The 13,074-nt window shown below is 70.4% G+C and carries 12 protein-coding genes; 7 read left to right on the forward strand and 5 right to left on the reverse strand.

The genetic code is table 11. From position 1 onward, the window contains the following. Positions 1–48 precede the first annotated feature (48 nt). From QSK32_RS28620 to QSK32_RS28630, 3 genes are read right to left on the reverse strand one after another with little or no spacing between them, the layout of a single operon-like run. On the reverse strand, positions 49–474 hold the full coding sequence (locus tag QSK32_RS28620) for a hypothetical protein (RefSeq protein ID WP_285473674.1): 426 nt from the start codon (positions 472–474) through the stop codon (positions 49–51). Between the two features lie 51 nt (positions 475–525). After that, entirely contained in the window at positions 526–1,434 is a 909-nt protein-coding gene (locus tag QSK32_RS28625; RefSeq protein WP_285473675.1) for a 5-oxoprolinase subunit C family protein, read from the reverse strand. After that, positions 1,431–2,045 (reverse strand): 5-oxoprolinase subunit B family protein, encoded by a 615-nt coding sequence (locus QSK32_RS28630; RefSeq protein ID WP_045744422.1) that lies wholly within the window; start codon positions 2,043–2,045, stop codon positions 1,431–1,433. The genes QSK32_RS28625 and QSK32_RS28630 overlap by 4 nt, the downstream gene beginning before the upstream one ends. A gap of 122 nt (positions 2,046–2,167) precedes the next feature. On the opposite strand from QSK32_RS28630, the gene QSK32_RS28635 reads away from it, so the two are divergent. Continuing rightward, positions 2,168–3,454, forward strand: a complete 1,287-nt coding sequence (locus tag QSK32_RS28635; RefSeq protein ID WP_045744423.1) for an MFS transporter — start codon at positions 2,168–2,170, stop codon at positions 3,452–3,454. 61 nt (positions 3,455–3,515) lie between these two features. Continuing rightward, positions 3,516–4,532 carry a hypothetical protein gene (locus QSK32_RS28640; RefSeq protein ID WP_285473676.1) on the forward strand — a complete coding sequence of 339 codons (1,017 nt, stop codon included), beginning with the start codon at positions 3,516–3,518 and terminating at the stop codon, positions 4,530–4,532. 45 nt (positions 4,533–4,577) lie between these two features. Here QSK32_RS28640 and QSK32_RS28645 read toward each other — a convergent pair whose 3' ends face one another. Together QSK32_RS28645 and QSK32_RS28650 are read right to left on the reverse strand one after the other, a co-directional pair. Then, the gene (locus tag QSK32_RS28645; protein WP_285473677.1) at positions 4,578–5,951 is read right to left on the reverse strand and encodes a S28 family serine protease; all 1,374 of its coding nucleotides are present in this window, start codon (positions 5,949–5,951) and stop codon (positions 4,578–4,580) included. Positions 5,952–5,977: 26 nt separating this feature from the next. After that, the gene (locus QSK32_RS28650) at positions 5,978–6,973 is read right to left on the reverse strand and encodes a LacI family DNA-binding transcriptional regulator (RefSeq protein ID WP_245674080.1); all 996 of its coding nucleotides are present in this window, start codon (positions 6,971–6,973) and stop codon (positions 5,978–5,980) included. 205 nt (positions 6,974–7,178) lie between these two features. Here QSK32_RS28650 and QSK32_RS28655 point away from each other — a divergent pair, with 205 nt between their 5' ends. The 5 genes from QSK32_RS28655 (at position 7,179) to QSK32_RS28675 (ending at position 13,071) form a co-directional block, all read left to right on the forward strand. Then, entirely contained in the window at positions 7,179–8,444 is a 1,266-nt protein-coding gene (locus tag QSK32_RS28655; protein WP_045744426.1) for an ABC transporter substrate-binding protein, read from the forward strand. 63 nt (positions 8,445–8,507) lie between these two features. Continuing rightward, on the forward strand, positions 8,508–9,419 hold the full coding sequence (locus QSK32_RS28660; RefSeq protein ID WP_045744427.1) for a carbohydrate ABC transporter permease: 912 nt from the start codon (positions 8,508–8,510) through the stop codon (positions 9,417–9,419). Positions 9,420–9,541: 122 nt separating this feature from the next. Next, positions 9,542–10,321: a carbohydrate ABC transporter permease gene (locus QSK32_RS28665; RefSeq protein WP_285473725.1), complete on the forward strand. Its 780-nt coding sequence runs from the start codon at positions 9,542–9,544 to the stop codon at positions 10,319–10,321. After that, complete coding sequence (locus QSK32_RS28670; protein ID WP_502872564.1) at positions 10,318–11,688, forward strand: GH1 family beta-glucosidase; 1,371 nt, start codon at positions 10,318–10,320, stop codon at positions 11,686–11,688. Before QSK32_RS28665 ends, QSK32_RS28670 begins: the two co-directional genes overlap by 4 nt. Positions 11,689–11,913: 225 nt before the next feature. Continuing rightward, positions 11,914–13,071 (forward strand): cytochrome P450 family protein, encoded by a 1,158-nt coding sequence (locus QSK32_RS28675; protein WP_045744430.1) that lies wholly within the window; start codon positions 11,914–11,916, stop codon positions 13,069–13,071. Positions 13,072–13,074: the final 3 nt, after the last annotated feature.

Below are 13,074 nucleotides of genomic sequence, written 5' to 3' on the forward strand. Positions count from 1 at the left end.
GCCCGTCGAACCTCCGCCAGGCCCGTACCGGCTGATCGGTGTCCGGCGTCACTGCCGGGCCTTCGGCCGCAGGCACAGTGCCACCGCTCCCACAGCATTCAGAACCGCCATCAGGACGGCCACGGTGACGTCGAGGGCGGTCTCCTCCTCGCCGACGTAGTAGACGTGTCCGGCGGCGGCGAGAAGGGTGAGTACGCAGGCCAGTCCACGCCACAGGGCCGTCCCGCGACGTTTCACCGCCACCGCGGTGCCGGCGAAGACACCGGCGATCACGCCGACGCCGAGCGACCCGATGGCGAAGATGGTGAGAAGACCCTCACCCTCCGGTGCGGAGAGGTCGTTCCTGGTGAGACTCCAGAGCAGGGCGCCGATGTCGGTCACGCACAGCGCCGCGTCGATCCACAGCACCGTGACGCCGATCGTCAGGGCGTCCCACCGGAATCGCCTCCGTGATCGTTCTTGCAGTTCAGACATCGTCTCTCCCGCGTTTGATCATGAACGCGGGACGGTAGCACGGACCGGCCCTCACCCCACCACGGTGAACCGGACGGGTGTTCCCGGTCGCGCCTGGGCGAGCAGGTCCACGTCGGCCGGGTCGACGACGCCGATCACCGGGTAGCCGCCGGTCGTCGGGTGGTCGGCCAGGAAGATCAGGGGGCGGCCGTCCGCAGGGACCTGGATCGCGCCGAGGACGAGGCCCTCGCTGGGGAGTTCGCCGTCGATCGCGCGCTCCAGGGGCGGGCCGGTGAGTCGTGCGCCGACCCGGTCGGTGTCGGACGACACCTGGTATTCCGCGGCGAACAGCCTGGCCCGCGCGGCCGGGGTGAACCAGTCGTCGCGGGGGCCCGGCCACACCCGTAGCCGCAGGTTCGGCGGCGGGGGCGGGTAGGGCGCGACGTCCACGCCCGGGGGCGGGCCGATCGCCGGGCCGACCGGGAGCAGGTCGCCGTCGCGTACCGGATCGGGCCCGAGCCCGGACAGGGTGTCGGTGGACCGGCTGCCGAGGACCGGCGGCACCGCGATTCCGCCGCCCACGGCCAGGTAGGCGCGCAGTCCCGCGGTCGCGCGGCCGATCGTGACGACCGCGCCGGCGGGCACGGCGAGCGGCAGGCCCGGATCGGCCGGCCGACTGCCGATCCGGATCGGACACTGGGCCCCGGTGACCGCGAGGGTGACGGCGCGGGTCGCCCGCACCCGTACGCCGCCGAGCAGGATCTCCAGACCGGCGGCGCCGGGCGGGTTGCCGGTCAGCCGGTTCGCCAGTCGCAGCGCGCCCGCGTCGACGGCACCGGACCGGGGCACGCCGAGATGGGCGAAACCGGTCCGACCCAGGTCCTGCACGGTCGTGCGGACTCCGGCGTGCAGCACCTCCAACCCGACGGTGTGCAGCACGTCCGGCCCGGCGTTGTGCAGCACGTCCAGCCCGGCGGTCACCGCTCCTCGCAGAAACGAACGATCGTGCCGGGGGTGAGCAGTGTGGGCGGATCAAGGGAAAGGTCGAAGAGCTTCTCCGCGGTACGCCCGATGCACTGCCACCCGCCGGGAGAGGCGGTCGGGTAGATCCCGCTGTACGGGCCGGCGAGTGCCACGGTGCCGGCCGGCACCCGGGTGCGGGGCGTGGCCCGCCGCGGCACGTGGTGCGCCTGATCAAGGCCGGTCAGGTAGGCGAACCCGGGGGCGAATCCGCAGAACGCCACCCGGAACGTGGTTCCGGTGTGGATCGCGACGACGCCGGACCGGTCGGTGTGCCACAGCCGGGCCACGTCGTCGAGGTCCGCGCCGTCGTAGGTGGCCGGAATCGTGATCACGGTTCCGGGGGCGGTGGCCTGCCGGGCGCTCGTTTTGCCGGATCTCAGCAGCATCGTGACTTCTTCCGGATTCTCGACGCCGTCGACCAGGATCGTCCGGGCCGCCGGGACGATCTCCGTGGCGGTCAGCGAGCCGTCCGCCCGGGCCGCGCTGAGCAGGTCGTATGCGGCGAACACGGCGGCGTCGTCGTCGAGTTCGAGCAGGGCGGCCGACGGTCCGGCCCGGCGTACGCGCATGGCTCTCCGATCTCCCGGGGTTACACACTCTTCATATTGAGGTATTGCCGGATTGTTGAACGATTTTTAGAGTGTGGCATACGGCACCACGCAGCCCAACGTTCACCCGTAGGGAGCCAGTCATGACCGCCAGTCGCCGCGTCATCCTCGCCAGCCTCATCGGAACATCCCTCGAGTGGTACGACTTCTTCCTCTACGCCTCCGCCGCCGCCCTCGTCTTCGGCAAACTGTTCTTCCCCGGCTTCGAGCCGCTCACCGGCACCCTGCTGGCCTTCACCACGTACGCGGTCGGGTTCGTCGCCCGCCCGCTCGGCGGCATCGTCTTCGGCCATTTCGGCGACCGGGTCGGCCGCAAGGGCGTCCTGGTCTTCACCCTGATCCTGATGGGCGGGGCCACCTTCCTCATCGGACTGCTACCCACCTACGAGACGATCGGTGCGGCCGCACCGATCCTGCTGGTCACGCTCCGTTTCGTGCAGGGCCTCGGCCTCGGCGGCGAGTGGGGCGGCGCGGTCGTCATGTCCCTCGAGCACGGCCACCCGGAGCGTCGTGGCCTGTCCGCCTCCTGGCCGCAGGTCGGCGTCCCGGCCGGCAACCTGCTCGCCTCCGGCGTGCTCTGGGTGCTCTCGGCAACCCTTTCGGAGGGTTCCTTTCTCAGCTGGGGATGGCGTGTTCCGTTCCTGCTGTCTGGCGTGCTTGTGCTGGTGGGCCTCTGGATCCGGATCGCGGTCACGGAGTCGCCGGCGTTTGCTGAGGTCGCTGCCGAGGGTGGCCGTGCGAAACTCCCGCTCGTCGAGGTGATCCGCCGGCACCCGCGCGGCCTGCTGGTCGCGATGGCCGCGCGGATCGGCACCGACGTCGCCTTCTACACCTTTTCGCTGTACGTGCTGACCTACGTCACCGGGACCGTCGGCCTGCCGCGGACCGTGGCCCTGACCGGCGTGCTGGTCGCCTCCGGACTGCAACTGCTGCTGATCCCGCTGTTCGGCGGGCTCTCCGACCGGTGGGGCCGGCGGCCGGTCTACGCGGCCGGGGCGGTCGCCGCCGCGGTGTGGGCGTTCGCCTTCTTCCCGCTGCTGGACACCGGGAATACGCTGGTCATCGTGCTGACCGTGGTGGTCGCGCTGGCCACCCACGCGGCCATGTACGGTCCGCAGGCCGCGTTCGTCGCCGAGATGTTCTCCACCCGGCTGCGCTACTCCGGCGCCTCGATGGGCTACCAGATCGCCGGCATCTTCGGCGGCGCGCTCGCCCCGATCATCGCGATCCAGCTGGTGTCGTCGACCGGCAGCGCCTTCGCCGTCTCGGTCTACGTCGCGGGGGCCCTGTGCCTGACCCTGGTGGCGCTGGCCTTCGCCCCGGAGACCTCCCGGACCCCGGTCCCCGACGCCACCCCACTGCCCGCCTGACGGATCCGTGGTGACCGCGGGCGTGTCCATCGCCCGCGGTCACCATTCCTATGATCACCGGATGGTTGACGAGTGGACGGTGCTCCCCGGCGACGAGGCGCTGCGCCGGGCCGGGGCGAACGCCGCGGTGGTCGAGGCGGGGCCGGTGACATACGCGCGCGGCGACGCCGCCTTCGTGCTGATCGTCGACGCGGGGGACCGCCCCGGCGGCAGCATGGTGGACAGCCGGACCGGCATCGAACTGAGCGGACCGTTCCCCGGCCCGGTGCCGGACTGGCTCCATCGCTTCGATCTTCCGTGGCTCGGATTCGCGCGCCTGCCGGAGGGCTGTGTCCCCCTCGGGGAGGTGCATTCCCGGGGTGGGATCCGGTACGACCTCGTCCTCGAACAGCCGCTCTCCTTCGCGGTGCTGGACCGGATCCGGCCGGCCGCGGTGCAGCCGGTGCCGGACGTCGACTGGCTGACCGACCTGCCCCGGTGCCGGACGGCGGCGCTGCGCCGGTTCCTCACCGGCTGGTACGCCGACGTCCCGGAGCAGGAGGCGGAACCCGTCCGGTCAGCGGTCCCGCTGCCGGAACCGTTGCTCGCCTTCTACGAGTTGGCCGCCCGCCGGCCGGTGATCTACGGGACGCACAATCGCGTCGACCCGCCGGGAGCGCTGTACTACGACGACTGGGGGCGGGTTCCCTTCGCGGCTGAGAACCAAAGCGTCTGGGGCCGATCGTTCGACCCGGGCGAGGACGATCCGCGGGTGTGGGGCGACGGCTTGCCGGACCGCGAGCGCCTGAGTGGCTTCCTGCTCCAGTTCGCCCTGACCGAGGCGGTGTTCGAAGCCCCGTACGCCGGCCACGCCGAACTCTCCGAGGAGCAGCGCGATCGATTCGTGCGGAAGCTGACGCCGGTGCCGTTGGCGCCGGCCCCCATCCCGGAGGAACCGACCCGCATCTTCGTGGCGCCCGGGCTGGTCGCCATCACGTTCCCGTTCGAGGGGACGCAGCTGAGCATCGCCAGCCGGCAGCGTGCGGCCCTGCGGGAGTTCCGTGATCCCGGATTCACCTGGGACGCCTTCAACGGCTGACCCTCTGGTGCCGCCGGGTGAGCGCGGCGGCACCAGAGGGGACGGTCACCGTCGCCGGGGGTCGAGCATGTCGTCGATCGGCACGTCGGCGGTCTTCGCCGGGGCGAGGGTCGACGGCACGCCGGCCCAGCGGCGCAGCGTGGCGGTGGCCGTCGCGTTGTCGGCCGGGGTCAGGCGGGCGATGTTCGCGCCGTGGTTGGCGGCCGGGGCCACGAACAGCGCGGAGTCCCGCCTGCTGGGGGTGAACTGCTCGGCGCTCCACGGGTCGTACTCGCCGTAGACGAACATCATCTGCGACGAGGCGGTACGCACCCACAGGTCCACGTCGAGCATCGGCACCGGGTTGTGGATCCGGCGCAGCTCGGGCGGCAGCGACGAGTTCGCGGTGTACAACCCGGGATACTTCCGCAGGCCGCGCAGGTGCTCGAACCGCAGGCTCGGCCAGCCCAGCTGGGAGGCGGCCGCGTAGTAGTACGGCCAGTAGAACTCCAGGCCCTGGTCGGTGTAGAAGTTCCAGCCGGCGATGCCGTCGATCCAGTCGTAGATCTCCTGGTCGGTGGCGGTCGCCGCGTCCGGCGTGGACGCGCAGTCCGCGGGCGAGCTGTACTGCCAGAACGTCCACACCGTGTCCAGGACGGTCAGCTCGAACGACCGGTCGGCGGTGCCGAGGGTGCGGTCGTACGTCCAGCCCTGGGCGGCGGCGTCCGCTTCCAGCAGCGGGACCAGCCGGTCGCGGCGGCGCAGCGCCTCGGCCTGGGCGTCGTCGAGTGCGGTCCGGCAGTCCGCGGTGCCGACCGTGTCGAAGAAGCGGTCGTACGTGGTGTCGGCCGGGTTGACCACGTCGTTCGGCGCGACGTAGGCGACCGTACCGTCGATGTCCCCGGGGTAGAACCGCCGGTGGTAGACCGAGGTCATCCCGCCCTTGCTGCCACCGGTCTGGATCCACCTGCCGGTGAGGATGTCGCGGAACGCGTCGACGATCCGGTGCTCGTCGGTGGCCTCCTGCCAGATGGTCAGGTCGGACCAGTCGGCCGGGGCCGGGCGGGACGGGGTGAAGAACCGGTGTTCGACCGACAGCTGGTTGGCGGCCAGCAGCGCGGCCGGCTCGGTCTGGGACGGGCGGGGGCTGGCGGCCAGGCCGTACCCGTTGGTGTAGAGCACGGTGGGGGAGGCGCTGGCGCGGTGCAGCAGGGTCAGGCGCTGGTCGAAGCCGCCCTGACCGGGGTGCCGGTGGTCGGCGGGCTGCCGGTAGGTCAGCACGAAGAACCGGTATCCGGTGCCGGAGGTCTCCGAGACGATGCTGAGGCCGGGGACGGCTTTCAGCTGGTCGAGGAGGGGGTCGGCGGCGGCGTGCGCGACGGTGGCCGGGGAGAGGATCACGAGCAGAGCGGCGAGGATGGCGACGATGCGAGATCTCACCCGAGCAAGATATCGACAAAACTGGATTACGTGGTCCCGCGGACGACGAGCGTGGTGGGCAGGGTGGTCGGCCCGGGAGTGGGGGCGTCGCCGGACAGCATCGACATGATCGCCTCGGCGGCGGCGGTGCCGATCCCGGTCTTGTCCTGGGTGATCGTGGTGAGTCCGGGAGGGATCAGCGCCGCGATCTCGATGTCGTCGAAGCCGACGAGGGCGACGTCGTCCGGCGCCCGGAGTCCGGCGGCGTGCAGGGCCCGCAGCGCGCCGATCGCCATCTCGTCGCCGGCGGCGAACACCGCGGTCGGCCGGGGGTCGCGGGCCAGCAGGCGGTTCATCGCGGCGAACCCGCTGTCCAGGTAGAAGTCGCCGGCCACCACGTCGGCCTCGTCGAGGGCGATGCCGGCCTCGTCGAGCGCCGAGCGGAATCCGGCCAGGCGTTCGGCGGCGGGCCAGTTGCGGGCCGGGCCGGTGATGGTGGCGATGCGGTGGTGACCGCGTTCGATCAGATGCTGAGTGGCCAGCCGGGCGCCCCCGACGTTGTCCGAGGTGATCGAGGTGCAGGTGGGCCCGGTGATCCGCAGGTCGAGGGCGACGCACGGCACCGCGGCGTCGCCGAGGGCCAGGACGGCCGGGTCGCGGCTGCCGTTGTCGATGATCACGACGCCGTCCACGCTGTGCCGCTGGACCGCCCGCAGGAAGCGTTGCCGGCTGTCGAGGCCGGCGCTCTGGTCCGGGGCGAGCATGAGCAGGTGCAGTCCCTGGGCGCTGAGTGCGCTCTTGAGGGCGACCAGGATGTCCTGCAGGAACGGGTGGCGCCAGCCGGGGCGGCGGTGGTCGGTGTCCCAGACCAGGCCGACCATGTTGGACTTCTTGGTGGCGAGGGTGCGGGCCGACTCGTTCGGCAGGTAACCGATCTCGGCGGCCATCGCGAGCACGTGCTGACGGGTGAGTTGACTGACCACCTCGGGGGTGTTGAAGACCCGGGAGACGGTGGCGACGGAGACGCCGCACCTGCGTGCCAATTCTCTGATGCTCGACACCGCATACGCCCTTTATGTAACCGGTTTCAGCACGCTAGCAGCTGCATCTTACGGAGGTCAATGTGTTGATCTCGTTACGAGTTCGTTACTTGACGTGAGGGGCATCGATGGGGGCAAACTTCTTTCGCACTCGATTGTGTAACCGGTTTCATGGAACCGGTTACATCCACCGATGGGGAGAACCGACATGCGCTTGTCCCGAACGGTACGAGCCCTTGCGGCCGCCACGGCCGCCGCGATCATGCTGACTGCCTGCGGCGACAGCGGCGGCTCCGGCAGCGACGGCGACACCGTCACCCTGAACGTGAACCTGTTCGGCAACTTCGGCTACAAGGCGCTCTACGAGGAGTATCAGCAGGCCAACCCCTCCATCAAGATCAAGGAGAGCACGGCCGCGTACAACGACCACCACCGCGACCTGGTCACCCACCTGGCCACCAACAGCGGGGCGGGCGACATCGAGGGCGTCGACACCGGTTTCATCGCCCAGATGCGCGAGGTCGGCAAGCAGTTCACCGACCTGGGCACCGAACGCGAGTCCGAGTATCTGCCGTGGAAGTGGCAGGCGTCGCTGACCGCGGACGGCAAGCAGATCGGATACGGCACCGACGTCGGCGGCCTGGCCATCTGCTACCGGCGCGACTTCTTCGAGCAGGCCGGCCTGCCGACCGAACGTGACCAGGTCTCCGCGCTGTGGGCGTCCGGCTGGGACGCGTACCTCGAGGCCGGCCGGAAGTACGCCGCGAAGGCCCCGGCCGGCACCTCGTTCTTCGACGGCGGCGGCCAGCTGTTCAACGCGGTGATCGGCCAGGCCCCGGTCGGCTACTACAGCGAGGGCAGCACCATCGTCGTCGCCAGCAACCCGGAGGTCCGCAAGGCGTGGGACCTGTCCGTCCGGGCGATCCAGGACGGGCTGTCGGCCAAGCTGATCGGCAGCTCCACCGAGTGGAACGCCGGCTTCGCCAAGGGCCAGTTCGCCACCATCGCCTGCCCGGCCTGGATGATGGCCAAGATCAAGGACCAGTCCAAGGACGCGTCCGGCAAGTGGGACGTCGCGTCGGTGCCCGGTGGCGGCGGCAACTGGGGCGGCTCGTACCTGACCGTGCCCGCCCAGGGAAAACACGTCGAGGAGGCGAAGAAACTCGCCGCCTGGCTGACCGCACCGGAGCAGCAGGCCAAGATCTTCACCTCGCAGGGTCTGCTCCCGTCGATCCCGGCGCTCTACGACAAGCCGGAGATCGCCGAGTACAAGGACCCGTTCTTCCACGACGCCCCGGTCGGCAAGCTGTTCACCACCGCCGCCAAGGAGCTGAAGCCGCAGTACCAGGGCCCGCGCACCGGTGACATCCAGACCACCATCCGCGACGGCCTGGTCCGCATCGAACAGGGCAAGCAGACCTCCGAGGAGTCCTGGACGCAGACCGTCAGCGACGTCGAGCGCCTCGCCAAGTAGTCCGACCACGTCCGGCCGGCGGTGCACGGGGGCCGCCGGCCCGGCGACGACGAAGGAACGACGATGTCCTCCTCTGCTCGGCTCGCCCGGCTGGATCACAAGGGCTCGCCCTATCTCTACATCCTGCCGTTCTTCCTGCTCTTCGGTGCGTTCGGACTGTTCCCGCTGGTCTACACCGGGTACGTGTCGTTCAACGACTGGGACCTGATCGACGCCGGTGCCCACCAGTGGATCGGCCTGGGCAACTACCGCGAACTGCTCACCGACGCGTACTTCTGGAACGCCCTCGGCAACACTCTGAGCATCTGGGTGCTCTCCACGGTCCCGCAGCTGCTCGCCGCCCTGTGGATCGCGCACCTGCTCAACCATCGGCTGCGTACCCGCACCGCGTTCCGGATGGGCGTGCTGCTGCCGAACATCACCTCCATCGTGGCGGTGACGCTCGTCTTCGCCCAGATGTTCGGCCGCGACTTCGGCATGGTCAACTGGCTGCTCGGCGTGGTCGGCATCGGCCCGGTCGACTGGCAGGCCGACACCTGGAGCTCGCACCTGGCCATCGCGATCATCGTGATGTGGCGTTGGACCGGCTACAACGCCCTGATCTACCTGGCGTCGATGCAGGCGATCCCGCACGACCTCTACGAGGCCGCCGACCTCGACGGCGCGTCGCAGACCCAGCAGTTCTGGCGGATCACCGTGCCGATGCTCCGGCCCACGATCATCTTCACCACGGTGATCTCCACGATCGGCGGGTTGCAGATCATCGCCGAACCGCTGCTGTTCGCCGGATCCGGAACCCCCACCGGCGGCTCCGACCGGCAGTTCCAGACCATCGCGCTGTTCATGTACGAGCAGGGCTTCCGCGAGTTCCGCTTCGGATACGCCTCGGCGATCGCCTGGACACTGTGCCTGGTCATCGCACTGTTCGCGATCGTCAACCTGCTGCTGACCCGGCGCATCGCCGACGAGGAGTGAGCGCTGTGACCGTACTCGATGAGAAGACGACGGCGCGCGTCGCGCCGCAGCCACCGCGACGACCGGCCCGGCACCGCGGCTTCGGCCATCCCCGCCGCGCCTCGGTCTGGACCTACGCCGGTCTGCTGGCGATCCTGGCCGGCTCGGTCTTCCCGCTCTACTGGTCGCTGGTGGTGTCGTCGCAGACCAGCGACGCGGTCACCGCGGTACCCCCGGTGCTGATCCCGGGCGGTCATCTGTTCGACAACATCGCCCGGGTCTTCGCCACCACCGCGTTCGCCAAGGCACTGCTCAACTCGTTCATCGTCAGCGGTTCGATCACCATTTCCGTGGTGTTCTTCTCCACGCTCGCCGGGTTCGCCTTCGCCAAGCTGCGCTTCCGTGGCCGCAGGGGCCTGCTCGCCCTGGCCGTGGCCACCTCGATGGTCCCGCACCAGCTCGGCATCATCCCGCTCTACCTGCTGATGGCCCGCCTCGGCTGGACCGACCAGCTCGCCGCGGTGATCGTTCCCGGTCTCGTCACCGCCTTCGGTGTCTTCTTCATGACCCAGTACCTGGGCCGCGCCATCCCCGACGAACTCCTCGAAGCCGGCCGCATCGACGGCTGCAGCACCTTCAAGCTGTACTGGCACGTGGTGCTGCCGATCGCGCGCCCGGCGGCGGCCGTCCTCGGCCTGTTCACCTTCATGCAGGCCTGGAACGACTTCTTCTGGCCGCTGGTGGTGCTGCAGGAGAACGCCACCGTGCAGGTGGCGCTCTCCTCGCTGGCCGCCGGATACACCACCGATTACACGCTGACGTTGACCGGAACCCTGCTCGCCACCCTCCCGATCCTGGTGATCTTCATGGTGCTGGGCAGGCAGATCGTCGGCGGCATCATGCAAGGAGCGATCAAGGGATGACGATGTCCGAACTACCTGAAGTGCCCTCCGGATTCGTCTGGGGTGCGGCCACCGCGGCGTACCAGATCGAGGGAGGGGTGGCCGAGGACGGCCGCGGCGCCTCGATCTGGGACACCTTCACCGCGCGGCCCGGCGCCGTCGCCGACGGTACGTCCGGGGCGGTGGCCTGCGACAGCTACCACCGCTGGCGCGACGACGTCGACCTGCTCGCCGGCCTGGGCGTCGACGCCTACCGGTTCTCGATCGCCTGGCCCCGGGTGATCGCCGCGGGCGAGGGCGAGGTCAACAAGGCCGGCCTGGACTACTACGACCGGCTCGTCGACGCGCTGGCCGAGCGGGGCATCCGCCCGTTCGTCACGCTCTACCACTGGGACCTGCCGCAGGCCCTCGAGGACAGCGGCGGCTGGCGGAACCGGGCCACCGCGGAACGTTTCGCCGACTACACCACGGTCGTCGCCGAACGCCTCGGCGACCGGGTCCGCGACTGGATCACTCTCAACGAGCCCTACGTGTCGTCGATGGTCGGTTACGGGGAGGGCCGGCACGCGCCCGGCGCCACCGAGGGACACGGCGCCCTGGCCGCCGCACACCACCTGCTGGTCGGCCACGGACTGTCGGCGGCGGCTCTGCGGGCCGCGCATCCCGGGGTACGCGTGGGAATCACGCTGAACCTGTCCCCGGCCGTCCCGGCCACCGACTCCCCGGCGGATCACGCCGCCGCGGCCCGGATGGACCTGATGCTGAACCGGCAGTTCACCGACCCGGTGCTGGGCGGCGGCTACCCGGACGGCTACGACGAGCTGTATGCCGGGGTGAGCGACCTGTCCTTCCGCCGAGACGGTGACCTGGCGCTGATCGGCGCCCCGCTGGACTTCCTCGGCGTCAACTACTACTACCGCATCCACGCCGCCGCGGTGCCGCACGACGAACCCGACCCGGCCCGCCGCACCGCGATCGACATCGGTGTCCGCTCGGTGACCCGCGAGGGCGTGCCGGTCACCGACCTGGGCTGGCCGATCGAACCCCGCGGCCTGTACGACACCCTGACCGGCCTGGCCGACCGCTTCCCGAACCTGCCACCGGTGTACGTGACCGAGAACGGCGTCGCCCAGCTGCGCGAGGGCCTGGACGCCGACCCGGACCGGATCCGGTTCATCACCGAGCACCTGGCCGCGGCGGCCCGCGCGACCGCCGACTCCCCGGTGGACCTGCGCGGCTACTTCTACTGGTCGCTGCTGGACAACTTCGAGTGGGCGCGCGGGTACGGCCCCCGCTTCGGCCTGGTCCACGTCGACTACCCGACCGGCGAGCGGACCCCGCGCGCGAGTTACCACTGGTTGCGCGAGCAGCTCGCCGGCCGGTCCTGATCCCGCGGTCCGGGAGGCTCGGGCCTGAGCCTCCCGGACCGCCGGCGACCGCGACCTGATCGAGGCGGCGATCTCCCGCACGCGACATCGATGAGAAGCGACGCTGAAATCCGCCTCACAGGTAGCGCGATCGATGGGTTCTGTGGTTCGATTTGCACAGAAAGGCCGGGCATCTTCCCCCGTGGATGCCCGGCCTTCCTTTGTGCTCCGGAAGGGCTCTGTTCCATGTTCTCGGACGATTTCCACACCGACCCGTATGCGATGTTCGGGCAGCTCCGGGACACCGCTCCGGCCGTACCCGTGAATCTTCCGGACGGCTCGCCGGTCTGGCTGGTCACCCGGTACGCCGACGTCCGCGCGCTGCTCGCCGACCCGCGCCTGTCGGTCGACAAGGCCACCGGCGACGGCACCTGGCGCGGCTTCGCCCTGCCGCCCGCCCTCGACGCCAACCTGCTCAACATGGACCCGCCGCACCACACCCGCATCCGGCGGCTGGTGTCGCAGGCGTTCACCCCGCGCCGCGTCGAGAGCCTGCGCCCGCTGATCGCGACGACCGCCGAGGAACTGCTCGACCGGCTGCCCACCGGCGAACCGGCCGACCTGATCCGCGGCTACGCCGGCCCGCTGCCGGTGGCGGTGATCAGCGACCTGCTCGGCGTACCCGATGAGGACCGTGACCGATTCCGCTCCTGGACCGACGTCATGCTCGTCCCGCCGCACGACGATCCGAAGGCGGGCGTGCGCGCCATCGTCGCCATTCACGCCTATCTGCAGCAGCTGCTCGCCGCCAAGCGCGCGGAACCCGCCGGCGACCTGTTGTCCGCACTGATCGCGGCCCGGGAGGAGGGCGACCGGCTCAGCGAGGACGAACTGACGTCGCTGGCTTTCCTGCTGCTGCTCGCCGGCTACGAGAACACCGTGCACGCGATCGGCACCGGCATCCTGACCCTGCTCACCCGCGACGTCGACCGGACCGGCGACCTGGGTCCGCTCGTCGAGGAGCTGTTGCGGTTCGAACCGCCGGCGACCGTGCTGCTGCGCCGGTTCACCACCGAGGACGTGGACGTCTCCGGCGTGACGATTCCGCGCGGGCGGACCGTTCTGATGGTGGTCGGGGCCGCGAACCGCGACCCGGACGCCTTTCCGGGCCCGGACGAGGTGCGGCCCGGCCGGGCGGGTGGGCATCTGACGTTCGGCCACGGCATTCATTACTGCGTCGCGGCGCCGCTCGCCCGGATCGAACTGGAGATCGCGATCGGCGCGGTGATCCGCCGTTTCCCGGACCTCAGCCTGGCTGTTCCGGCCGGTGAACTGCGCTGGCGGCCGTCGTTCCGCGCGCGGGGCCTGATCGATCTGCCGGTGCGCCTCTACCCGGAGGTATAGCCA

It is taken from the genome of Actinoplanes sp. NBRC 101535 (assembly GCF_030269225.1).
GTDB lineage: Bacteria > Actinomycetota > Actinomycetes > Mycobacteriales > Micromonosporaceae > Actinoplanes > Actinoplanes rectilineatus.

Bases quoted from the DNA above. Each gene is read 5' to 3' on its own strand.
- QSK32_RS28640 (WP_285473676.1), top strand. From the start codon at position 3,516: ATGGTTGACGAGTGGACGGTGCTCCCCGGCGACGAGGCGCTGCGCCGG.
- QSK32_RS28675 (WP_045744430.1), top strand. From the start codon at position 11,914: ATGTTCTCGGACGATTTCCACACCGACCCGTATGCGATGTTCGGGCAG.
- QSK32_RS28620 (WP_285473674.1), bottom strand. From the start codon at position 474: ATGTCTGAACTGCAAGAACGATCACGGAGGCGATTCCGGTGGGACGCC.
- QSK32_RS28670 (WP_502872564.1), top strand. From the start codon at position 10,318: ATGACGATGTCCGAACTACCTGAAGTGCCCTCCGGATTCGTCTGGGGT.
- QSK32_RS28655 (WP_045744426.1), top strand. From the start codon at position 7,179: ATGCGCTTGTCCCGAACGGTACGAGCCCTTGCGGCCGCCACGGCCGCC.
- QSK32_RS28660 (WP_045744427.1), top strand. From the start codon at position 8,508: ATGTCCTCCTCTGCTCGGCTCGCCCGGCTGGATCACAAGGGCTCGCCC.
- QSK32_RS28635 (WP_045744423.1), top strand. From the start codon at position 2,168: ATGACCGCCAGTCGCCGCGTCATCCTCGCCAGCCTCATCGGAACATCC.
- QSK32_RS28630 (WP_045744422.1), bottom strand. From the start codon at position 2,045: ATGCGCGTACGCCGGGCCGGACCGTCGGCCGCCCTGCTCGAACTCGAC.